This window comes from Ottowia oryzae (assembly GCF_003008535.1).
GTDB lineage: Bacteria > Pseudomonadota > Gammaproteobacteria > Burkholderiales > Burkholderiaceae_C > Ottowia > Ottowia oryzae.
On the sequence record NZ_CP027666.1, the window covers coordinates 1,221,558 to 1,244,466 of the forward strand.

Sequence of the window (22,909 nt, forward strand, 5' to 3'; positions counted from 1 at the left end):
CCGCGCCCGCCGGATGGCGGTGCCACCGCCACTCGGTTGCGGCTCAGTGACCGTTCAGTTGCCAGAGGACGCCACCGCCGCGTTGGCGGGCGCGTCGTCCTCGGATTTCAGGTGGCCGACGTACTGCAGCGCCTGCTCGGTGCGCACCGAGGGCACGTCGCCTTCGCGCATGTGCAGCAGGTCGGCGGGGCTGACGAGCAGCGGGTCGGCCGTGGTCAGCGGCAACTGCGCCTGCTGGTAAGCCTGCAGCACGAGCTGCGAGCAGAAGAAGCGGTCGTTGCGCGCCGCGCCCAGCTGAATGGCGGCCAGCCCGCGAATGCAGAAATCGCGCACCAGGCCGGGCACCACGGGCAATTCGCATGTCTGGCGCTGCAGCGTGAAGGGCGCCTGCAGCAGCACGCCCAGCGTGTTGTACTTTTTGCCGACCTGCGCCAGCGCGTAGTCGCGCACGGCCTGGGCCTGCGCGCCGTTCAGCGCCGGGTGGCGAAAGGCGACGATGGTGGCTTCTTCCGCCACGAAGTCGGCGGCGCTGCGCACCCGCACGCCGGAACCCACGGCCTCGACCACCTGGCCTTCACCCACGTACAGCGCGGCGTGGCTGACGGGCGTCACGCTCAAAAGCCGAATGCCGACAGAAGTAAGCCCATTGGCAGAAGATAAAAGCAGATCACCTGCACGAAGTGCCTCTGGCCCGATGCGCCGGCCGCCGTTGGCGGGCGTGAGCAGCAAGCGGTTTTGCACCTGCAGCCGGGGCGCGCTGTCGCCCGGGGCGGCGTCCCAGCGCGCGGCGCATGCGCTGAGGCCGATCAGCACCAGGCCCATGCCAGCCAGCGCTACGCAGCGGCGGAGGCTGAGGCGGTCAAACACCGCGCGCACGGTCGGTCGCAAAACGTTGGCGGAAGGCGCTGAAGCTGCCCGCGTCCAGCGCGTCGCGCATTTCTTGCATCAGGTTCAGGTAGTAGTGCAGGTTGTGCACGGTGGCCAGCATGGGGCCCAGCATTTCGCCGCAGCGGTCCAGGTGGTGCAGGTAGGCGCGGCTGAAGCCTTCGCGCCCACCATCGGCCCAGGGCACGCCGCTGGTGCCGGCGCAGGCGTAGCAGGTGCAGGTTTCGTCGATGGGGCGCGGGTCGGCCTTGTGGCGCGCGTTGCGGATTTTCAGGTCGCCATAGCGCGTGAAGGTGTGGCCGTTGCGCGCGTTGCGCGTGGGCATGACGCAGTCGAACATGTCCACGCCGTGCTGCACGCCATACACCAGGTCTTCGGGCGTGCCCACGCCCATCATGTAGCGCGGCTTGTGCGCGGGCAGGCGGTGCGGGGTGTGTGCGGTGATGCGCGCCATGTCTTCCTTGGGCTCGCCCACGCTGACGCCGCCGATGGCGTAGCCGGGGAAGTCCATGGCCACCAGCTGCTCCAGCGACTCTTGGCGCAGGTTTTCAAACATGCCGCCCTGCACGATGCCGAACAGCGCGTTGCGGTTTTCCAGCCGGGCGAATTCGGCCTGGCAGCGCTTGGCCCAGCGCAGGCTGAGCTCCATGCTGCTGCGCGCCTCGCGCTCGGTGGTGATGTGGCCCTTGGTTTCGTAGGGCGTGCATTCGTCGAACTGCATGACGATGTCGCTGTTCAGCACGGTCTGGATCTGCATGCTGATTTCGGGCGTCAGGAACAGCTTGTCGCCGTTGACTGGACTGGCGAACTTCACGCCTTCCTCGCTGATCTTGCGCATCTCGCCCAGCGACCACACCTGAAAGCCGCCCGAATCGGTCAGGATGGGCTTTTGCCAGTTCTCGAAGCCGTGCAGGCCGCCGAACTGCGCCATCACGTCCAGGCCGGGGCGCATCCACAGGTGGAAGGTGTTGCCCAGGATGATTTGCGCGCCCATCTCGTGCAGGCTGCGCGGCATCACGCCCTTGACGGTGCCGTACGTGCCCACGGGCATGAAGATGGGTGTTTGCACCACGCCGTGGTTCAGCGTCAGCCGCCCGCGGCGGGCGTGGCTGGCGGGGTCGGTGCCCAGAAGCTCGAAATTCAGCATGGCCGAGATTGTCGGGGATGCGCGCGGTGGGGTGCTGCGCGGGCAGGCGTGGCGCAGGTCGCGCCGCTTCTGGATCGTGTGATAACTATAAAAAAGATAGCTGTCAGCGCAGGTGCCACTAGCGCTGGAGGCTTTTTTGATTCGGAAATGAACGCGCCGATCTCACCCCGGCTTGCTGACCATCAGCCAGAACACGACCAGCATCGCCGCAAAGGCGGGGTAGCCCAGCGCTTCCCACCAGCGCGCGCAGCGCCAGTACGCCGTCGGCAGCGCCTCACCGCTGCGCGCGGCCGCCGCCGCCATGCGCGCCATGCGCACCTGCAGCACGACCACCGGCAGCCACAGCGCGCCGGTCATCACGTACAGCGCCAGCGACCAGGCGATCCACGGCGTGGCCAGTGGCCAGCCGGCCATGTGCGCCATGGCCAGGCCCGTCAGCGGCTGGACGATGATCGCCGGGGTGGTAAACCACCAGTCCGCCCGCACCACCAGCCGCGCCACCTCGGCCTGCGCCACCACCTGGCCGCTGCGGTTGGCAAAGAACAGGTAGTACGCCGTGCCGAAGCCCGTGCCCACCAGCACCACGCTGGACAGGATGTGGATGGTTTTCAGCAGCAGGTACATCGCGGTTGGTAGATGGGTTCAGGCACTGGGACCGGGGCAGGGCGCAGGTTCGCGCGCGGACTGCCGCCACAGCAAGACCAGCGCGGCGGCGATGGGCACGTTTTTGCTGAGTGGGCCGAACGGGTGCAGCCACCACGAAGGCTGTACCCAGGTGGCCAGCAGCGTCATGCCCGCCAAGGCCACCAGCGCGGCGGCGTAGGCGGCGCGGCCCGGGCGGCACAGCAGCCACAGGCCGAGCGCCGCATCTAACGCAATGCCCGCGCCAATCAGCCAGGGCTTGCTGCCCGCCCAGGCGGGCGGCAGCGCGTCCAGCAGGGCCAGGCTTTGGCCGTGCCATTCCCAGGCCGACACGGCGGCCGTCCACAGCCAGACGAAGACGAGGCTGATGCGCAGCCAGCCCAAGCCCGCGGGCGCGGCGGCGGGTACGGCGGCGGGGCGCAGCCCGCTCATGCGCGATCCACCACCATGCCCCAGCGGGCGAATTCGGGGGCGAACGCATCCAGCGGCAGCAGGCCGGTGGCTGTGTAGGCGCCGGGTGCCGGGCCTTCGCCTGCGGCCAGCCGGCGCGCCAGCAGGATGGCGGCCATGCACGGGATTTCGGGGCCGTGGTCGTCGTCTGCGGCGATGTCCCAGCGTGCCTGCGCGGGCTGGCCTTGCGCGTCTTCGCCGCGCACCTGCACCACCATGCCGCCCAGCGCGCTGCCCAAGCGGTCCAACACCGGCGATACGGCGTGCAGCAGCGCCGCCAGCTTCTCGGGCCTGCGCAGCACGCCTGCTCGCCGCAGTGCGGCCAGCCAGGCAAAGCTGCGCTGGGACAGCGGCACTTCCAGCGCGGCGCGGAACATCACCGCATCGCGCACGGCGTAGTGCGCGGGAAACAGCTCCAGATCAGGGATGTCGCACAGCGCGCCCAGGCGCGGCTTGAGCCTGGCGAACGCCACGCGCTCTGGCTGCGCCCAGCCGATGGCGCTTTGCCAGCGGCCGCCCATCCAGATGCGAATCGGTGCGCCGCAGTAGCTCAGCACCCCGGCCAAGGTGGCCACACCGCGCGGGGCCGACTGCGCGGGTGCAATACAGATGTCGATACCGTGCACCGCTTGCCAGCCGGCCGTCAGCGCATCCACCACCGCCGAAGACAAGGCCGGCACGGTGCTGGCGCCGCTGATGCCCACGCGCCTGGCGCTGGCAAACGCGGCACCCAGCGCGGCGGGAAAGTCGCACACAAAACGGCGGCCGTCGGCCAGATCGATGTAGTGTGCGCCCGCCGTGGCGCAGGCTTGGGCCACGTGATAGCCCTGCGCCTGAAACGGCCCGGCGGTGTGGATGACCAGCCCGATGGCCTCGTCGCGCAGCAAGCCGGACAGGCCGGCGCTACCAGCGTCCACCGCCAGGGCCCGCGCGCCGCCGGGCAAGCTGCGCGCCAGCGCCTCGGAACGGGGCAGGCTGCGCCCGCCGATGTGCAAGGCCATGCGCGCGTCGCCCGCCAGCGCCCGCGCGATGCGCGCACCAAAGTTGCCGTAGCCGCCCAGGATCAGCACCTTGAGCGGGCGGGGGCTCGGCAGCTGGGCCGCCTCGGGCGAGGGAATAGGTGCAAGTGCGGGCATGGCAGATGGCGTTGGGCGCGCTGCAGCGAATTCACCGACGCGGCAGCTGGGGCGGCGATGGCGTTATCCGGTGGCAGCCCATTGCGCGCACGATTCTCTCAAACGCCCACCTCGGGCGCATGCGCGGGTGGATACCCCGCAGGGTTTTTCAGGTGCGGATGCGCGAAAAAGTGCGCTCGCTCTAGGCGCTGCTACATCACCCGCAGAAAGACGTTGCGATTAATATCCGCCGCTGCAGAATCAAATCTCTGGAGGGGGAATCTCATGGTCAAAGGCATTCAGGTCGCCGTTTCGCTGGCGCTGATGGGGGTGGCTGGTGGCGCCGCCGCGCAGAGTTTCGTGGTCAGTATCGACGCCAAGTCGAATCTTTTTTATGCCGGCACGGGTTTGACGCCGAGCACCGGCAACTGCACCTTCAACCCCTCTATCGGACTGGGAGACGGCGTCTACCCGCCCAACATGACGCTGCCAGCAGGTCTGCGCGCCATCCAGATCACCACATCCAATGCTGGCGTGAGCTTTGGCGGAGGCGGATTTCCGGCGGGCACGACGCCAGACGGCCACCAGAATGCAGGAAGCAGCGCTGCGCCCAGTGCCACGGTGTCTTACAACAGCTCGGGCACCATGCCTGGGCTGCAGTTTTCCGGGCGCTACGGCACATTGGCGGCCGTGTTTCTTGACGGCGCCACACTGGCGCCGGTTTCCCCCTACAACTCGACCGCGCTCAACAGCTTCACATCAGCGGATCTCAGTCAAGCGACTATCAGCCGCGGGCTCAAGAATCCATTTTTTATTGGCGATGGCACTGTAACGGACTGGGTTGCTGCGGGCGGAACACCCAATGGCACGGAACAGCGCCAGACGATGCAGGTGCCCACGGGTGCTACCCGCCTGTTCTTCGGCTTTGCCGATGCGGCGGGCGTTTCCGGCGTCAACCAGTGCTACATGGACAACACTGGCACCATCAACGCCGCCATCGTCATGGCTGTCAGCGACGACGAAGGCAGCGTTTCCGCCGGCAGCGCCAGCACGGCGGTGGCCGACGTGCGCACCAACGACTATCTGGCGGGTGCAACTCCCACCGCACCCCGCGCCACGCTGGCGCAAGGCAGCGGCTGGCCTGCGGGCATCACGCTCAACACCACCACCGGCGCTGTGAATGTGGCGGCCAGCGTGGCGGCGGGCGACTACGGCCCGCTCAGCTACACGCTGTGCGACACGGTCACCACGCCCGCCAGCTGCGCCGGCGCGGCCGTCACGGTGCATGTCAGCGCTGCGCCGCTGACGCCGGTGGTGGCCAACTACGACTCGGGCACCGTCACCACGGCTGGCGGCACCGCAGTAGCCAACGTGCGCGCCAACGACACGGTTGGCGCCGCCGCGGCCACCAGCGCCAATTCCACCCTGGCGGTGGAAGGCATCTGGCCCACGGGCATCACTTTCGACACCTCCACGGGCGCCGTCAGCGTGGCCAGCGGCGTGGCGGCGGGCACCTACACGGTGGCGTACAAGCTGTGCGAGCAGGCTGCGCCCGGCAACTGCAAAACCACCAACGTGGAAGTGCAGGTCAACGCGGCTGGCGCGCACCCCATCTCGGCGGGCAATGACCCGCTGGCTGTGGACGCCTCCTTCAGCGGCGCCGCGGGCAACGTGCTGGGCAACGACAGCGTGAACAACGCTGCGGCTACCCCCACCAACGCCACGCTGGCGCAGGTCGGCACCTGGCCCGCTGGCGTCAGCCTGGATGCGTCCGGCAACGTCAACGTCACTGGCGCACTTGCCGACGGAACTTACAACCTCATCTACCGCCTCTGCGAAGCCGGAGCGACACCGGCCAACTGCACCACCGCCACCGTGACCCTGGCGCGCGCCACCCCGGTGCCTGCGACGGGCCCCCTCGCACTGGGCCTGATGGCGCTGGCACTGATGGGCTTGGGCGGCTGGCAGCGCAAACGCCAGTAATTGCAGGTCGCTTGGAACAACGCCCGGCCAGTCGCCGGGCGTTTTTTTTTTGCGTGTTGCGAAACGGCGGGCGGCGACAATAAACTGCGCCGACACGGAGGGGGGTGTCAGGGCGGCGCTGTGGGTTGCGTGTCCAAGTGGATCAGGTGCTATGAATTATGGAGCTGCTGGCGCTGGTTCCATCTGCGCTGGCGGCCCAAATCGCTCTCCATCGTTTGGTGGCGTTCAGTGGCGCAAAAAATTGGCTTTTCGTTCACTCAAGATCGCGCATTGGTATTGGATATAAAGCGCGTTGATGCCCCGCAATCATTTATCGGGAAGGCGAAAAATGAATATGAAAAACATCCTGGCGGGTTGGCTCGTGCCATTCGCTGTGCTTGGCGCTGCCACAGCGGTGCAAGCGCAAACCGTCACGTCGCAAATTAGTGGGTCCTTTCCCAATTTTTCTTGGCCTGAATGGGACCAAGCCCAGTCCGGCCAAATGAGCATCAATACCGACCCCAGCAGCCCGGGGTCGATTTATGGCTGCTGGACGGGCATGTTGCTGAACCAATATCCCGGCTACGCGCAGAGCGGACCTTGGTTCGCCACGTGGAACATGACCGTGCCTTCCGCCGGCCTGTACATGCTGGAGATGGAATATGCGATGGATGCCAGCAGCTTGCGCCCCGGCGATGTGTCGGTGAATGGTGCGCTGCAAGCATCCAACGCGCTGGGCGCGGCCACGGGCGGCTGGTGCGCGTCAAACCTGGCGTGGTCGCCCCTGGGCGCGGTGTCGCTGAATGCGGGCTCCAACGCCATTCGGTGGCAGCGCGCCAGCGGCCTGTACACGCCCCACTTTCACGGCATTCGGCTGTCCAAGATGGAGCCGCCCGTGCTCAGCAAATCGCTGAACCCGGCCAGCGCGCCGCTGGGCAGCGGCACGGCCACCAGCCGCCTGACGCTGACTTTGGCCAACCCCGGCAACGCCGCCGGCGGTTACGTGGGGCCGCTGACCACCACCGCAGCCCTGGTCGATACGCTGCCTGCCGGGATGACGGTGGCCAGCACGCCCAATGTGGCATCTACCTGCGTGGGCAGCGTCACGGCGACCAGCGGCGCATCCACCGTCACCCTGGCCAGCGGCGCCACGCTGCCCGCTGCCATCGGCTGCACCATCGCGCTGGACGTGCAGATCGACACCAGCGTGGCGCAGGTACTGACCAACACCCTGCCTGCCGGCGCCCTGGCCACCAACGGCGGCGCCAACGTGGCTGCGGGCAGCGCCACGTTCACCGTGGTGGCGCCCGTGCCAACCGTGGGGCAACTGGCGCTGAGCCTGCTTTCGCTGGGGCTGGGCGCCTTGGCGGTGCTGGGGCTCAAGCGCGCCCGCGCGCAGTAAAGCGGCGTCGGCAGGCGTGGGCAGGCGTCGGCCGCCCACGTTGCCAGCGCACCGCCGCGCCCACACGCGGCGCAGGTCGCCCAGAATCGCCATGCGCCCCCTGCTGCGTAAGATCGGGCCATGACCAGTTTGACCGCCGCCGCGCCGCACGGGCTCGGCTTCACCCGGCGCCGCCCATCATGACCGCCGCCACCCCGCCCACGCTCCAGCCCGGAGATGCCGAAGGCCAGCGCCTGTCCAAAGTGGTGGCGGTGCTGGTGCCGTGCTCGCGCCGCGAGGCCGAGCAGTACATCACCGAAGGGCGCGTGCGGGTGGACGGCCAGCGGGTGGACGTGCCGCAGGCCCGCGTGACCCCCGCGCAGCAAGTGCAGGTGGATGCGGCCGCGCGGCTGCAGCCGGTCGAGGCGGCCACGTTTCTGCTCAACAAGCCCGCCGGCGTGGGGCTGGACGACGCCCTGGCGCTGCTGGACGAAGCCACGCGCTGGCCGGGTGATGCGTCTGGCGTGCAGCGCAACAGCACGCACCTGCGCGGCTTGCGGCCTTTGATGGCCTTGCCCGCCGCGGCCAGCGGGCTGTGCGTGTTCAGCCAGGCGCCGCACATCACGCGCAAGCTGACCGTAGACGCCGACTGGCTGGAGCAGGAATGGCTGGTCGACGTAACGGGCGATATCGCGCCCGGCGGTCTGGCGCGCCTCAAGCACGGGCTGGTGCGCCACGACCAGGCGCTGCCGCCCGCGCACGTCAGCTGGCAGAGCGAGGCGCGCCTGCGCTTTGCCGAGAAGGGCATCGCGCCGCCCGTGCTGGCCTGGATGTGCGCGCAGGTGGGGCTGCAAGCGGTGGCGCTGCGCCGCCTGCGCATCGGGCGCGTCGGCCTGGCGGGCTTGCCGCTGGGGCAGTGGCGCTACCTGCCGATGGGCGAGCGCTTTTAACAGGGCGGCAAGGCATGGCGGCCGAGGTGCGCGAGGACGAAGTCGAATTCACCGCCATGCGCGCGCAAGGGCCGGGCGGGCAGAACGTGAACAAGGTGTCGAACGCGGTGCACCTGCGTTTTGACATTGCGGCCTCGTCCTTGCCAGCGGCGGTGAAAGAGCGGCTGTTGGCGCTGCCCGGGCGCCGCGTCACCAAGGAAGGCGTGCTGGTGCTGAAGGCTCAAACCTCGCGCAGCCTGGAGCAAAACCGCGCCCTGGCGCTGGAACGCCTGCAGGCCATCGTGACGGAAGCGGCGCACGTGCCCGAAGTGCGCCGCGCGACCAAGCCCACCTACGGATCAAAGCAGCGGCGGCTGGAGGGCAAATCCATCCGCGCGCAAGTCAAGGCCATGCGCCGCAAGCCTGATGTGTGAGTGGCAGGGCGGCCAGCGCTTTCAGATCATCGTGTCTGAGAGAAAAGGCCGCTGGCGCAGGTGGAGCCAGCGCTGGAAGCTATCAAAATAATAGTTTCTGGCGCTGCGCCCGCGCTCAAGCCTGCGCCGCGCGCTCCAGCCACATCGCGTCGCCGTAGCTGAAAAAGCGGTAGCGCTGGGCGATGGCGTGGCGGTACAGCGCCATGATGTGCGCGTGCCCCGCCAGCGCGCTGACCAGCATCATCAGCGTGCTGCGCGGCAGGTGGAAGTTGGTGATCAGCGCATCCACCACCTGAAAGCGAAACCCCGGCGTGATGAAGATGTTGGTGTCGCCCTCGGCCTGGCCGGAGGCGGCCCAGCTTTCCAGCGTGCGCACGCTGGTCGTGCCCACGGCCACCACGCGCCCACCGCGCGCGCGGCAGGCGGCGATGGCGGCCTGCGTTTCGGGCGGCACGCGGTAGCGCTCGAAGTGCATCACGTGCTGGTCGATCGCCTCGGTCTTCACGGGCTGGAAGGTGCCCGCGCCCACGTGCAGCGTGACGGCGGCGCGCTGCACGCCGCGCGCGTCCAGCGCGGCCAGCAGCGCCTCGTCAAAGTGCAGCGCGGCCGTGGGCGCGGCCACGGCGCCGGGGTGCTTGGCAAACACGGTCTGGTAGCGCGCCTGGTCTTCGCGGCGGGCGGGCGTGTCGCCGGTGGCCGCGTCGCCCGCCTGCGCGCGCTCGATGTAGGGCGGCAGTGGCACGTGGCCGTGCAGCGCCATCAGTTCGTACGCGTCGCCCGAAAAACGCAGGTGGAAAAGCGGGCCGTCGGCGTTCGGCCAGCGGCCCAGCAGCTCGGCCTCAAACCCGCCGGCCATGCGCAGGCGCGCGCCGGGCAGGGGCTTTTTGCTGACCTTCATGTGCGCGGCCACGGTGCCGTCGGCCAACACGCGCTCGACCAGCAGCTCCAGCTTGCCGCCGCTGGGCTTTTCGCCAAACAGGCGGGCGTTGACGACTTGCGTGTCGTTGAAGACCAGCAGGTCGCCCGTGTTCAGCAGCGCGGGCAGGTCGCGGAACACGCGGTCCACCGGCTGCGGGCCGCTGCCGTGCAGCAGGCGCGAGGCGCTGCGCTCGGCCGCGGGGTGCTGGGCGATCAGTTCGGGGGGCAGGGCGAAGTCGAAATCGCTGGTGGTGAAGTGCGTCATGGTGCTTGAGGGCCGGACAGGCCCGTGCCAAGTGAAGGTGTGAAAGGGAATGTGTGACGAAGAAGCCCCGGCGGTGCGCGCACCAAAGCGTGCGGGCGCGGGGCCGCTGGCGCGTCGGGGCAAAATTGTCCCATGCCTGAATCGGTGGACGACGCTACCCCCCAGCCGCCGCGCGCGGATGGCCAGGGCGCGCCCGCCGCGCGCAAGGCCCGCGCCGGGCGGCGCGGCAAGGCGGCGGCAGTCAGCGAACCCAAGGCCGCGAGCGGCGCGCCCACGCCGGCCCAGCGGGCGCTGCGTAAACTGGGCCTGACGCGCCCGATCGACCTGGCGCTGCACCTGCCGCTGCGCTATGAGGACGAGACGCGCATCGTCACGCTGGCCAGCGCCTACGACGGGCAACTGGCGCAGATCGAGGGCGAGGTGACCGACCAGGAAATCACCTACCGCCCGCGCCGCCAGCTGCTGGTGAAGGTGAACGACGGCACCGACAGCTGCGTGCTGCGCTTTTTCAACTTCTACCCGTCGCAGCAAAAGCAGATGGCGGTGGGCACGCGCATCCGCGCGCGGGGCGAACTGCGCGGCGGTTTTGCCGGCTGGACGATGATGCACCCCACCGTGCGCGCGGCCGGCGGCGCACTGCCCGACGCGCTGACGCCCGTGTACCCCACGGTGGCGCAGCTGCCCCAGCCCTATCTGCGCAAGGCCGTGCTGGCGGGGTTGGCGCGGGCCGATGTGTCGGAAACCATTCCCGCGCAGGTCTTAAGTGAAATTGGCCGTCAGCGCTTGTGGAGCCTGCGCGAGGCGCTATCGTTTTTGCATCACCCGGCGCCCGACGTATCGCTGGCGCAGCTGGAAGACCACACGCACCCTGCCTGGCAGCGCCTGAAGGCGGAGGAGCTGCTGGCCCAGCAACTGTCGCAGCACCAAGCCCGCCGCGCGCGCCACCGCCTGCGTGCGCCTGTGCTGCGCGCGCAGCCCGGCGGCCTGCATGAGCAGCTGCTGGCGGCCATCCCCTTCCAGCTGACCGGGGCGCAGCGCCGCGTGGGCGAAGAGATCGCGCACGACCTGGCCCGCCAGCAGCCCATGCACCGCCTGCTGCAAGGCGACGTGGGCAGCGGCAAGACGGTGGTGGCGGCGTTGGCGGCGTGCATCGCCATCGACGCGGGCTGGCAATGCGCGCTGATGGCGCCCACCGAAATCCTGGCCGAGCAGCACTTTGCCAAGCTGGTCGATTGGCTGGCGCCGCTGCTGGCCGCGCGCGGCCAGCGGGTGGCGTGGCTGACGGGCAGCCAGAAAAAGAAGGCGCGCGGCGAGATGCTGGCGCTGATCGACAGCGGCGAAGCGGCGCTGGTGATCGGCACGCACGCTGTCATTCAAGAGCAGGTGAAATTCCGCCGACTGGGCCTGGCCATCATCGACGAGCAGCACCGTTTTGGCGTGGAACAAAGGCTGGCCCTGCGCAAGAAGCTATCGGAAAGTGAGCAAGACGGCCACGGCACGGCGCCGGCCATCGCGCAAGAGCCGCACCTGCTGATGATGAGCGCCACCCCCATCCCGCGCACGCTGGCGATGAGCTACTACGCCGACCTGGACGTGTCCACGCTGGACGAGCTGCCGCCCGGGCGCACGCCGGTGGTCACCAAGCTGGTCAGTGACGCGCGGCGCGACGAGGTAATCGAGCGCATCCGCGCGCAGATCGCGCAGGGGCGGCAGGTGTACTGGGTGTGCCCGCTGATCGAGGAAAGCGAGGCGCTGGATTTGACCAACGCCACCGCCACGCACGCCGAACTCAGCGCGGCCTTGAACCCGCCAGCCGCCCCGCTGGCGCCCGAGGGTGCGCCCGGCGCCCTGGTCGGCCTGCTGCATTCGCGCATGCCACCGGCCGAGAAGAAGGCGGTCATGTCGCTGTTCACCGCCGGGCAGATGGCCGTGCTGGTCAGCACCACGGTGATCGAGGTGGGCGTGGACGTGCCCAACGCCAGCCTGATGGTGATCGAGCACGCCGAGCGCTTTGGCCTGAGCCAGCTGCACCAGCTGCGCGGGCGCGTGGGGCGCGGCGCGGCGGCCTCGGCCTGCGTGCTGCTGTATTCGGCGCCCGAGGGTGGGCGCCTGGGTGAGACCGCGCGCGAGCGTCTGAGGGCCATGGCCGAGACCAGCGACGGCTTCGAGATCGCCCGGCGCGACCTGGAGATCCGCGGCCCGGGCGAATTTCTGGGCGCGCGCCAAAGCGGGGCGGCGCTGCTGCGCTTTGCCGACCTGGCCGAAGATGCGCCGCTGCTGCAATGGGCCCGCCAGGTTGCCCCGCGCATGCTGGACGAGTCTCCTGAGCTGGCGGTGCGCCACATCGGCCGCTGGCTGGGCGGACGGGTGGATTTCTTGAAGGTCTGAAAGCGCCCCGGACCAGGCCTTGCATGGCGCGGTCCTGATGGCAAGCGCCTCGGGGACCACCCGCGCCGATCCTTCCGTTAGTATCGATCGGTCACAGGTGCGGCCTTGGGCCATGCAGATCAACGAAAGGGAGAGGAAATCAATGGACAGGAAGATCAAGGTTCAGCGCGCGGCATTGCGCCTGTGCGTGGCCCTGTGTGTGGCTGGCGCCACCGGCGCATGGGCGCAGACCGCACCGGTTCCACTGAATGGTCTGGGGGCTGCGCCGCAGAATGGCAGTCTGGCGTCGATCGAGGCCGATTGGAGCGTCGCCGGAGGCGGGCCTTGGCAGACCATCAACGTAGCGGGCGTTCCGACGTACTACCACTACGACGTGCGGGCGGCGCTGCAGACATGGACCTTCAACAAGCCGGTGGATCTGACTTTCGAGATTGCCGGCATCAACTGCCCCAACGAGGGCGTTCGGCTGCCGATCGGTGCACGGTGCGAGGTGCCGGCGACCGCATCAGGTATCAGCTGGGATGAAGCCACCGGCGTACTGCAACACAGCAGGGCAGATACGCCACTCGACGGGGCGGTGCGCACTTCCTGCCGCTTGCACGGGGTGAGTGCGTTGACGATCAACGGCGCCGGCATGGCGGGCACCGGCTGCAGGCGAGGCCTGGCCGCGCTGAGCGCGGGCATTCCTGAGATCACCAGCGCTGTGCCGCCCGCCACCGGCTCCGTTGGCGTGGGCTACACCCACACGGTCGCGGCCACCGATTCGGACCCCGATGATGGCGTGGCACTGACCTACAGCGCCACGGGCTTGCCGCCAGGGCTGACGATCGACCCGGCATCCGGCGTCATCTCGGGCACGCCGACCTCGCCAGGCACGTACAACGTCACGATCCTGGCGGCCAACGGTCCGGTTGAATCGCTGCCACAGCAGGTCACCATCGTGATCGCCGCGGCGCCTACTGCGGTGCCGACCATGCAAGTCTGGGGCGTCGGCGTACTCGCACTGGCACTGGGCGCGCTGGGCCTGCGCCAAACGCGCCGCCGGGGTCTGCGCGGTTGACACGCACTCCGGGGCCGACGCCATGACGCCGGCCCTGGGCCTGATTGACCAACACGCAGAGTGTGCGGGCAGCGTGATCTGCCTATGATGGGCGCCATGCAGGACCTGGCATGACCCTGACCGAACTCAAATACATCGTCGCCGTGGCGCGCGAGAAGCACTTCGGCAAGGCCGCCGAAGCCTGCTTCGTGTCGCAGCCCACCCTGTCCGTGGCGGTAAAGAAGCTGGAAGAAGAGCTGGACGTGAAGCTGTTCGAGCGCAGCGCGGGCGAAGTGGCCGTCACCCCCCTGGGCGAGCAGATCGTGCGGCAGGCGCAAAGCGTGCTGGAGCAGGCGGCCGAGATCAAGGAAATCGCCCAGCGCGGCAAAGACCCGCTGGGCGGCCCGCTGCGCCTGGGCGTGATCTACACCGTGGGGCCGTACCTGCTGCCCGACCTGGTGCGCCAGATCATCGAGCGCACGCCGCAGATGCCGCTGATGCTGCAGGAAAACTTCACCGTGCGCCTGCTGGAGATGCTGCGCACCGGCGAGATCGACTGCGCCATCCTGGCCGAGCCCTTCCCAGACACGGGCCTGGCCATTGCCCCGCTGTACGACGAGCCGTTCGTTGCCGCGCTGCCCAAGAGCCACCCGCTGGCCGGGCAGACGTCGGTCACCAGCGAGCAGCTCAAGAACGAGACCATGCTGCTGCTGGGCACCGGGCATTGCTTTCGCGACCACGTGCTGGAGGTGTGCCCCGAATTTGCCCGCTACGCCAGCAACGCCGAGGGCATCCGCAAGAGTTTTGAAGGCTCGTCGCTGGAAACCATCAAGCACATGGTGGCCGCCGGCATGGGCGTGACGCTGGTGCCGCGCCTGTCGGTGCCGCCCGGCCTGCTGGCGGGCGAAGGTGGCGGCGTGGCCAGCCCGGCGCACAGCGACGAAAGCTTCGTGCGCTACCTGCCCGTGCGCGAGGCCGATGGCCAGGGCGCCCCACCCGCGCGGCGCGTAGTGCTGGCGTGGCGCCGCAGCTTTACCCGCTACGAGGCCATCGCCGCCTTGCGCAATGCCGTGTACGCCTGCGAACTGCCGGGCGTGCAGCGCCTGAGCGCATGAGGTGGCCTGGCGCATCGCCTTCGCCGCGCCATGCCCTGGGGGCGATTGGGGGGATCTTTTCTTTGTTGCTGCTGTGCGGCACGCCAGTCTGGGCCGCCGAGGGCGCGGCGGGCGTGGCGCATTCGGTGGTTCGGCTGCAAACCTGGTTCGACCCGGCCGCCCCGTGGGTGCTGGGCTTGCTGCTGGTGCTGGCTGGCGTATCGGCGCACCGCGCGCGGCGCGCGGCCCCGCGCTGGCCCAGGCCGCGCGTAGGCGGCTGGACCTTGGCGCTGGCGGCGGTGCTGGGCGTGTCGGCCGCCGCGCTCACCTGGGTGATCGCCCACGGCGGCCACCCGCTGCAGCTGGCCTGGGACCAAGCCGCCGCGGATTGGGGCGCGGCCTTGCGCGCGCAGGGCTGGCGCGAATCGGCCCAGCGCCTGGGCAACGCCACCGACGTGCTGCCGATGACCGCGCTGGCGGTGCTGGTGGGCGTCGTTCTGTGGGCGCGCGGCGCCGGCGCGCTGGCTTGGGGCTGGCTGCTGACCACGTCGATCAACAGCCTGTGGATTCGCGTGCTGAAGGGCGCCGTCGCTCGCCCGCGCCCAGGCACGGCGGCCGAAGTGCTGGTGTCGGGCTTCAGCTTTCCCAGCGGCCACACCTCGGCGGCCGTGCTGGTCTTTGGCCTGCTGTGCTGGCTGCTGTGCCGTGGCGCCAGCCCCGGCGCGAAGTGGGTGGCCGGGCTGTTTACCGCGCTGGTGGTGGCCACCGTGGGCGCCAGCCGCGTGGTGCTGGGCGCGCATTACCTGAGCGACGTGGTGGGCGGCCTGCTGTGGGCGGGCGCGCTTCTGGCCTGCGCCACCGTCGCGCTGCGCCCGGTGGTGGCGGGCTACGCCGACCCTTATCGGCGCTGATGGTTATGAATGAAATGTGCCGCCAGCGCTGGCGTAGCAAGCGCCGCAAGCTATGATTTGTATAGTATGAAGCCCAGTACGCCTTCACCGTCTTCACCGCTCGCGCGGGGCGCGCCCGCACGCAGCAAGCTGTCGCTCTACCTCGACCTGATCCGCTGGAACCGCCCGGCTGGCTGGCTGGTGCTGCTGTGGCCCACGCTGGGCGCGCTGTGGCTGGCGGCGGGCGGCTTTCCCGGCTGGCACCTGCTGGCGGTGTTCGTGGGCGGCACCATCCTCATGCGCTCGGCCGGCTGCTGCATCAACGACGTGGCTGATCGCGACTTTGACCGCCACGTCAAGCGCACGGCGCAGCGCCCCATCACCAGCGGCCAGGTCAGCGTGCGCGAAGCCTTGCTGCTGGGCGCCGTGCTGGCGCTGGCGGCGCTGGGCCTGGCGCTCACCACCAACCGGGCTGTGGTGCTGTGGTCGGTGCCCGCCGTGCTGGTGACCATTCTTTACCCGTTCACCAAGCGGTTTTTCTCGATGCCGCAGGCGGTGCTGGGCATCGCCTTCGGCTTTGGCATTCCGATGGCGTACGCCGCCGTGCTGGGCAGCGTGCCGCTGGACGCGCTGTGGCTGTTCATCGGCAAGATCGCGCTGGTGCTGGCCTACGACACCGAATACGCCATGGTCGACCGCGACGACGACCTGAAGATCGGCATGAAAACCTCGGCCATCACCCTGGGGCGCTTCGACGTGGCGGCGGTCATGGCCTTCTTCCTGGCCTACCTGGCTCTGTGGGCCGCCGTGGCGTGGCAGCGCGCGCCGTCGCCCTGGCTGCTGGCGGGCTGGGGCGTGGCGCTGGCGCAGGTGGCGTGGCACTTCAGCCTGATCCGCCAGCGCACGCGCGAAGGCTGCTTTGTGGCCTTCAGCAAAAGCCACTGGATCAGCTTTGCGGTGTTTTGCGGGATTGTGCTGGGCCTGGGGTGGGGCGGCTGAACGGCCGCGCTGGCCACCCCAACTCAACAGCCGAATCTTGCGGCCGAATTCAGCGGCCGAATTCGTCGCCCAGCTCCGCCGCGCGGCGGTCGGCCGCCTCGATGGCGCGGCCCAGGCTGGCGGCCACGCCCTCGTCCTGCAACACCGTCAAGGCTGCGTAGGTGGTGCCGCCCTTGCTGGTCACCCGTTCGCGCAGGGTGGACAGGGCTTCGGGCGAATCCTTGGCCAGGGCGCTGCCGCCCAGAAAGGTGCCGATGGCCAGGCGGCGCGCCTGCTCGTCGCTCAGGCCCAGGCGGGCGCCGGCCTGCTGCATGGCTTCCAGAAAGTAGAAGACGTAGGCCGGGCCCGAGCCTGAGACGGCGGTGACCGCGTCCAGCTGCTTTTCGCGCTCCACCCACAGAAAGTCGCCCGTGGTGGCGATCACCGCCTCGGCCAGGGCGCGGTCGGCGGCGGTGGTGGCCGGTGCGGCGAACAGCCCGGTCATGCCCTGGCCGACCAGCGCGGGCGTGTTGGGCATGCAGCGCACCACGCGCGCGCTGCCGCTGGCGGCGGCGATGGCGTCGGCCCGAATGCCCGCCATCACCGACAGCTGTAGCGCCCCGCCCACGTAGGGCGCAACGGGCGCGGCGGCGTCGCGGAAGGTTTGCGGCTTCACGGCCCACACCAGCAGATCGGCGCTGGCCAGCGCGTCGCTGGCGGCGGGCTGGGCATGCACGCCGTGCTGCTGCGCCAGACTGGCGCGGCTGGCTTCAAACGGCTCCACCACCTGGATCTGCGCGGCAGGCAGCCCGCGGCGGATCAGGCCGCCGATGATGGCGCTGGCCATGTTGCCGCCCCCGATGAAGGCGATGCGGGTGTCGGCGGGCAGTGAAGCGGAGGCAGTCATGGTGGCAAAACGCAGAAGGTGGCAATGCCTGCAAGTGTAGAAGCGCCGCTGCTAGACTGACCCGATGCGGCCGCAGGCCGCGGCCACGCCCCGTTTCCTGCGCCCCGTGTCGGGCGGCACGCGCTACCTCTTTTCACCCTCATCCATGACCGACGTAAAGAAGTACCAATTCAATTTGACGCCCGGCCAGTCGGCGGGCAAACCGGGTTTCAGCGGCTGGGGCGCCCCCGCGTCGCCCGCCGCCCGGCCCGTCACCACGGCCGCTGCTGCGTCCACCACGACGCCCGCCACCGCCGCGACCATGCCCACCGTCAGCGCACCTGCGCTGAACCGCACCGATTTACCCGAAGACGCAGCGCAGTGCCTGGTGCGCGGCAACACCTGGCTGCAAAACGGGCAGCTGGAAGACGCCCTGCGCGCCTACGACCGCGCCATCGCGCTCCAGCCCGACCAGCTGGAATCGCACTTCAACCGCGGAAACGTGCTGCTGCGCCTGCAGCGGCAGGCCGAAGCGCTGGCCGCCTTCGAGCGCGCCATCGCCTTGTCGCCCGAGCTGGCCATGGCCCACTACAACCGGGCGACCCTGCTGTCAGCGGCGGGCCGAACGGACGAAGCGCGCCAGGGCTACGAGCGCACGCTGGCGCTGGACCCGACCTTCATTCAGGCGCGCTTCAACCTGGGCGCGCTGCTTCTGGCGCAAGGCGATCTGGCGCAGGCGCTGGCTTGCATGGATGCCGTCATCGCCCACGCCCCCAACGTGCCGCAGGCGCACCTGACGCGCGGCACGGCGCTGCTCAAGATGAAGCGCCTGCCCGAGGCCATCCAGAGCCTGGACCGCGCCCTGGCCTTGAACGCGCAGTACCCCGAGGCGCTCAGCAACCGGGGCAGTGCGCGCCTGGGGCTGCGGCAGTACGACGCGGCCGAGGCCGATTTGACCGCCGCGATCCGCTTCAACCCCCAGCAGGTCGAGTCGTACCACCTTTTGGGCAACCTGCTGAGCGAAACTGGGCGGCACGAAGAGGCGCTGGCGGCGTACCAGCGCGGTTACGACCTGAACCCGGCACTGCCCAGCGCCTTGACCAACCTGCTGGGCGAAATGGCCGCCGTCAACGACTGGCACTGGATGGATGAGGGCTTGGCCAAGCTTACCGCCGCCATCCAGCGCGGGGACAGCCGCATCCACCCCTTTCGCACGCTCGCGCTGCTGGACTCGCCCGAGTTGCAGCTGGCCTGTGCGCGCCAAATGGTGGCTTCTGAATACCCCGGTGGCGCCAAAGCCGCGCCGGCCGTTGCGCGCAGCACCAGCCGCAAGATTCGCGTGGGTTACTACTCGGCCGATTTCCATGAGCACGCCACCGCCTACCTGATGGCAGAGCTGTTCGAGCGCCACGACCGCAGTCAGTTTGAATGGTTTGGTTTTTCCTACGGCCCCGTGTCGCACGACCCGATGCGCGCGCGCCTGCGCAAATCGTTCGACCAGTTTCTGGACGTGCGCGACCGTTCCGACAGCGACGTGGCCGCGCTGTCCCGGCAGTTGGGCATCGACATTGCCGTGGACCTGAAGGGCTTCACGCGCGACAACCGCCTGGGCATCTTTGCGCAGCGCTGCGCGCCGGTGCAGGTCAGCTACCTGGGCTACCCCGGCACGACGGGCGCCGACTACATGGACTACGTGATCGCCGACAAGACGGTGCTGCCGCCGTCGCTGTACCCGCACTTCACGGAAAAGCCGGTGCTTTTGCCGCATTCCTACCAGGTCAACGATTCGCAGCGCCGCATCGCGGATCGGGTCTTCACGCGCGAAGAAGTGGGTTTGCCCGCGCAGGGCTTTGTGTTCTGCTGTTTCAACAACAACTACAAGATCCTCCCAGCCACGTTCGACAGCTGGATGCGCGTGCTGCAGGCCGTGCCAGGCAGCGTGCTGTGGCTGTTAGAGGACAACGCCGGCGCCGCCCGCCGCCTGAAAGAGCAGGCGCAACGGCGCGGCGTTGATCCGGCGCGCCTGGTGTTCGCACCGCGCCTTCCGCTGGACGAGCACCTGGCCCGCCACCGGCTGGCCGACCTGTTTCTGGACACGCTGCCTTGCAACGCCCACACCACCACCAGCGATGCCCTGTGGGCCGGTTTGCCGGTGCTCACGCAACTGGGCAACGCATTCGCTGGTCGGGTGGCGGCCAGCCTGTTGCGCGCCGTCGGTTTGCCCGAGCTGGTGACCACGACGCCCGCCGACTATGAAGCCCGCGCCATCGAACTGGCGAACGACGCCAACCAGCTGCAGGCCCTGCGCCAGCGCCTGCAGGCCAACCGCGCCAGCTCGCCGCTGTTCAATGCCACGCTTTTCGCGCGGCACATCGAGGCGGCTTACCTGGCGATGGACGAGCGTCAACTGCAAGGTTTGCCGCTGCAAGCGATCGAAATCACTGGCCGCACGGGTGCCTGACCCGCAGCGGGTTCAGGCCACTTCAAACGCCGCGAACTGCGTGACCTGCAGGGGGTTGAAGTTGTCGTCGGTGCACATCACCAGGCAGGCGTGCCCGTTGGGCAGCGGCGGGCCCCAGGCCATGCCTTCGAAGTTGTCGACATGGGGCAGGCCGCTATCGCGCAGGTCCAGCAGCAGGCGCTTGCGCACGGGCTCATAGCGGCCAGCGCGCAGGGTGTCGATCTTCAGCGTGTCGGTGGCGCCGGGCAGCTCGGCCTCATACAGGCGCACGGACACGCCGGTGCTGATCGACCAGGCGCGCTCCAGCACCCACAGGCGGTGTTCGTCCCGCATCAGGATTTCGGCCACGCCGCTTTCGGCCGGGCCGCTGGGCATGGTGGGGCCAAACGGCATCGGCTCGGGCTGGTAGGCCACCTGCAGGTCGGCGCGTCCGCTGGCCAGGTCGATGCGGGTGAACCGGCACGGGCCGGGTTCGGCGCGTGGCAGCATGCCGGCGCGGCCACGGTCTTGCGCCAGCGCGCCTTCCATGGCCACCCAGGCGTGGCGGCCATCGGGCGTCAGCGTCAGGCCTTCCAGGGTTTCGTTGTTGCGCGGGCCACGGTTGCTGCGGCCGATTTCGCGCAGGTGCGCGGGCAGCGTCAGTTCGCGCAGCAAGCGGCCGTCCAGGCTGGATTCGTACATCGCAGGCGGCACGCGGGTGCGGATGTTGCCTTCGCTGACCCAGAGCAGCGTCAGCTCGCCCGTGATGGGGTTGCGCCGCAGCGCCAGGCCTTCGGGGTCGACATCGTCTTCGCGAAAGCGCTTGCCGCCGGGGCCGCGCAACAAGATGGTGTCGACCCATTCCGGCGTAAGCGGCTGCCCGGCCACGGGTGGCGGCAGGCGCAGCACGTAGCAGCGCGGTGGGCCGCGCCGCCCCCGGTCGTCCGACAGGGCGTACCAAAGCTGGCTGGCCGGGTCGTAAGCCAGGCCCGACAGGCCGCCGACCGTGGTGTCCTTGAACTGCACGGCCGACGTCAAGCTGGCGTGCGCCAGCAGGCGCAAGGCGGTGGGCCCGGCGCCCAGGCCAAAGGCGCGCCCGCCAGCGGCCATCAGGCCTGCGCCCACGGCCGCGCCACCGGCCAGGGCGCCCAGCAGGGCGCGGCGGGTGCGGGTGAAGGAGGGGGATGGCTGCATCGGGGCGCAAGTCTACGTCGTTCGGCCGATGGCGCAACGGGGCTGCCTGTGCTGCGGCGGCTGCCGAATGGGGCTGCCGCTGCGCATCCGCTACGCTTGCGCCCATGCGCACCATCCTCGCCCTGGACCAAGGCACCACCAGCAGCCGCGCCATCGCGTTCGACCTGAATGGCCGCGTGGTGGCGCTGGCGCAGCGTGAGTTCGGCCAGCACTTCCCGCAGCCCGGCTGGGTGGAGCACGACGCCGCCGAGATCTGGCGCACGCAGCTGGCCGTGGCGCAGGAATGCATTCAAAAACTGACGCTGGCGCCCGTCCAGACTGCGGTGGGCGCTGCAGAAATAGTAGCAATCGGCATCACCAACCAGCGCGAAACCACTGTGCTGTGGGACCGCGCCACGGGCCGGCCGGTGGCCCCCGCCATCGTCTGGCAAGACCGCCGGGCCAGCGCACGGTGCGACGAGCTGCGCCGGGCCGGGCAGGCCGCGATGATCCAGCGCAAGACCGGCCTGGTGCTGGATGCGTACTTTTCGGCCACCAAGCTGGAATGGCTGCTGGACAACGTGCCCGGCGCCCGCGCCCGCGCCGAGGCGGGTGAGCTGGCCTTCGGCACCATCGACAGCTGGCTGATCTGGAACCTGACGGGCGGCCCGCAGGGCGGCGTGCACGTCACCGATGCCAGCAACGCCTCGCGCACGCTGTTGATGAACATCCACACGCTGGATTGGGACGACGAGCTGCTGCGCCTGTTCAGCATTCCGCGCGCGCTGCTGCCGCGCGTCGTGCCCTCCAGCGGCGTGGTGGCCGAAGCCAGCGCCCGGCTGCTGGGCGCGCACATTCCCATCGCCGGCATCGCGGGCGACCAGCAGGCGGCTACCTTCGGGCAGGCCTGCTTTGCGCCCGGCATGGCCAAGAACACCTACGGCACCGGCTGCTTCATGCTGATGAACACGGGCGACCGCCCGGTGGCCAGCCGCAATCGGCTGCTCAGCACCGTGGGCTGGCAGGGGCCCGAGCTGGCCGGCGCCCAGCGCACGGCGTACTGCCTGGAAGGCTCGGTCTTCATGGCCGGCGCCACCGTGCAGTGGCTGCGCGACGGCCTGCAGATCATCGACCAATCGTCAGACGTCGAAGCACTGGCCGCCAGCGTGCCCGACACCGACGACGTCTTCCTGGTGCCCGCCTTCACCGGCCTGGGCGCACCCGACTGGGACGCCAGCGCGCGCGGCACCCTGGTGGGGTTGACGCGCGGCACCACGCGAGCGCACATCGCCCGCGCCGCGCTGGAGGCCATCGCCCTTCAGTCGGCCGACATGTTTGGCGCGATGAGCCGCGACGCCCGCCTGCCGCTGACCGAGCTGCGTGTGGACGGCGGCGCCAGCCGCAACAACCTGCTCATGCAGATGCAGGCCGACTTGCTGGGCGTGCCCGTGGTGCGTCCGCAGGTCACCGAAACCACCGCCCTGGGCGCGGCCTACCTGGCGGGCCTGGCCACCGGCGTGTGGGCCGGCGGCGACGCCATCACCGCCCAGTGGGCCGTGGACCAGCGCTTTGAGCCGCACCTGACCGAGCCCGCCCGCCTGGCGCGCATCGCCCGCTGGCGCGAGGCGGTGCAGCGCTCAGGTGGCTGGGCGCAGGCGCGGTGAAGCGCTTGTGCGCAACAGAAGCCAAGATTCAGTATCGAATCGGCCTGTAGCGCTTGATGAGTGTGCGCAGGCAGCTATCAAAAAATGAGTGTTTAGCCCAATGAACCCTGAAGCTGTTGCGGCCCCCAACCTGCACGTCACCGAGATCAAGGCCTTTGTGCCCACACGCGATTGGGCGCTGTGCAAGCGCTTCTACCAGGCTCTGGGCTTCACCCTGGCATCCGAAGGC

19 protein-coding genes are annotated in these 22,909 nt (G+C 69.4%); 11 read left to right on the forward strand and 8 right to left on the reverse strand.

All coding sequences use genetic code 11. The annotated features are described in order from the left end of the window. Positions 1-54: 54 nt before the first annotated feature. The 5 genes from C6570_RS05795 to C6570_RS05815 all read right to left on the reverse strand — a co-directional run bounded on the left by C6570_RS05795 (position 55) and on the right by C6570_RS05815 (position 4,260). Positions 55-888 (reverse strand): YiiX/YebB-like N1pC/P60 family cysteine hydrolase, encoded by an 834-nt coding sequence (locus C6570_RS05795; RefSeq protein ID WP_245896312.1) that lies wholly within the window; start codon positions 886-888, stop codon positions 55-57. Then, positions 860-2,032: a tRNA guanosine(34) transglycosylase Tgt gene (gene tgt, locus C6570_RS05800; RefSeq protein WP_106702371.1), complete on the reverse strand. Its 1,173-nt coding sequence runs from the start codon at positions 2,030-2,032 to the stop codon at positions 860-862. The genes C6570_RS05795 and tgt overlap by 29 nt, the downstream gene beginning before the upstream one ends. Before the next feature lie 162 nt (positions 2,033-2,194). After that, positions 2,195-2,656, reverse strand: a complete 462-nt coding sequence (locus C6570_RS05805; RefSeq protein ID WP_106702372.1) for a DUF2269 family protein — start codon at positions 2,654-2,656, stop codon at positions 2,195-2,197. Positions 2,657-2,674: 18 nt separating this feature from the next. After that, the gene (locus tag C6570_RS05810) at positions 2,675-3,106 is read right to left on the reverse strand and encodes a DoxX-like family protein (protein ID WP_106702373.1); all 432 of its coding nucleotides are present in this window, start codon (positions 3,104-3,106) and stop codon (positions 2,675-2,677) included. Then, positions 3,103-4,260, reverse strand: coding sequence for a saccharopine dehydrogenase family protein (locus tag C6570_RS05815; RefSeq protein WP_106702374.1), 1,158 nt, complete (start codon positions 4,258-4,260; stop codon positions 3,103-3,105). Before C6570_RS05815 ends, C6570_RS05810 begins: the two co-directional genes overlap by 4 nt. Positions 4,261-4,524: 264 nt before the next feature. On the opposite strand from C6570_RS05815, the gene C6570_RS05820 reads away from it, so the two are divergent. From C6570_RS05820 to arfB, 4 genes are all read left to right on the forward strand, one after another. After that, a complete protein-coding gene (locus C6570_RS05820) occupies positions 4,525-6,222 on the forward strand; it encodes a hypothetical protein (RefSeq protein ID WP_106702375.1) in 1,698 nt (565 codons plus the stop codon). Between the two features lie 481 nt (positions 6,223-6,703). Next, positions 6,704-7,603: a DUF7933 domain-containing protein gene (locus C6570_RS05825; protein ID WP_123812227.1), complete on the forward strand. Its 900-nt coding sequence runs from the start codon at positions 6,704-6,706 to the stop codon at positions 7,601-7,603. A 179-nt stretch (positions 7,604-7,782) separates the two neighbouring features. Continuing rightward, the gene (locus C6570_RS05830; protein ID WP_106702377.1) at positions 7,783-8,532 is read left to right on the forward strand and encodes an RNA pseudouridine synthase; all 750 of its coding nucleotides are present in this window, start codon (positions 7,783-7,785) and stop codon (positions 8,530-8,532) included. 14 nt (positions 8,533-8,546) lie between these two features. Beyond that, entirely contained in the window at positions 8,547-8,945 is a 399-nt protein-coding gene (gene arfB / locus C6570_RS05835; RefSeq protein ID WP_106702378.1) for an alternative ribosome rescue aminoacyl-tRNA hydrolase ArfB, read from the forward strand. A 115-nt stretch (positions 8,946-9,060) separates the two neighbouring features. On the opposite strand, the gene queA is transcribed toward arfB, so the two are convergent. Beyond that, positions 9,061-10,128 carry a tRNA preQ1(34) S-adenosylmethionine ribosyltransferase-isomerase QueA gene (gene queA / locus C6570_RS05840; protein ID WP_106702379.1) on the reverse strand — a complete coding sequence of 356 codons (1,068 nt, stop codon included), beginning with the start codon at positions 10,126-10,128 and terminating at the stop codon, positions 9,061-9,063. Positions 10,129-10,260: 132 nt separating this feature from the next. On the opposite strand from queA, the gene recG reads away from it, so the two are divergent. The 5 genes from recG (at position 10,261) to ubiA (ending at position 16,538) form a co-directional block, all read left to right on the forward strand. Beyond that, a complete protein-coding gene (gene recG, locus C6570_RS05845; protein WP_106702380.1) occupies positions 10,261-12,516 on the forward strand; it encodes an ATP-dependent DNA helicase RecG in 2,256 nt (751 codons plus the stop codon). A 112-nt stretch (positions 12,517-12,628) separates the two neighbouring features. Continuing rightward, the gene (locus C6570_RS05850; protein WP_211297650.1) at positions 12,629-13,576 is read left to right on the forward strand and encodes an Ig domain-containing protein; all 948 of its coding nucleotides are present in this window, start codon (positions 12,629-12,631) and stop codon (positions 13,574-13,576) included. A 110-nt stretch (positions 13,577-13,686) separates the two neighbouring features. After that, entirely contained in the window at positions 13,687-14,670 is a 984-nt protein-coding gene (locus C6570_RS05855) for a LysR substrate-binding domain-containing protein (RefSeq protein WP_106702381.1), read from the forward strand. 62 nt (positions 14,671-14,732) lie between these two features. Next, positions 14,733-15,560 carry a phosphatase PAP2 family protein gene (locus C6570_RS05860; protein ID WP_164675497.1) on the forward strand — a complete coding sequence of 276 codons (828 nt, stop codon included), beginning with the start codon at positions 14,733-14,735 and terminating at the stop codon, positions 15,558-15,560. Between the two features lie 66 nt (positions 15,561-15,626). After that, complete coding sequence (ubiA, locus tag C6570_RS05865) at positions 15,627-16,538, forward strand: 4-hydroxybenzoate octaprenyltransferase (protein WP_106702383.1); 912 nt, start codon at positions 15,627-15,629, stop codon at positions 16,536-16,538. A gap of 49 nt (positions 16,539-16,587) precedes the next feature. Here the strand turns inward: ubiA and proC are convergent, their stop codons facing one another. Beyond that, positions 16,588-17,424 carry a pyrroline-5-carboxylate reductase gene (gene proC / locus C6570_RS05870; protein ID WP_106702384.1) on the reverse strand — a complete coding sequence of 279 codons (837 nt, stop codon included), beginning with the start codon at positions 17,422-17,424 and terminating at the stop codon, positions 16,588-16,590. Between the two features lie 64 nt (positions 17,425-17,488). On the opposite strand from proC, the gene C6570_RS05875 reads away from it, so the two are divergent. After that, positions 17,489-19,864 carry an O-linked N-acetylglucosamine transferase, SPINDLY family protein gene (locus tag C6570_RS05875; protein WP_245896314.1) on the forward strand — a complete coding sequence of 792 codons (2,376 nt, stop codon included), beginning with the start codon at positions 17,489-17,491 and terminating at the stop codon, positions 19,862-19,864. Between the two features lie 12 nt (positions 19,865-19,876). On the opposite strand, the gene C6570_RS05880 is transcribed toward C6570_RS05875, so the two are convergent. Further along, positions 19,877-21,037, reverse strand: coding sequence for an esterase-like activity of phytase family protein (locus C6570_RS05880; protein ID WP_106702385.1), 1,161 nt, complete (start codon positions 21,035-21,037; stop codon positions 19,877-19,879). A gap of 104 nt (positions 21,038-21,141) precedes the next feature. Here C6570_RS05880 and glpK point away from each other — a divergent pair, with 104 nt between their 5' ends. Next, positions 21,142-22,680, forward strand: coding sequence for a glycerol kinase GlpK (glpK, locus tag C6570_RS05885; protein WP_106702386.1), 1,539 nt, complete (start codon positions 21,142-21,144; stop codon positions 22,678-22,680). The last annotated feature ends 229 nt before the right edge of the window (positions 22,681-22,909 follow it).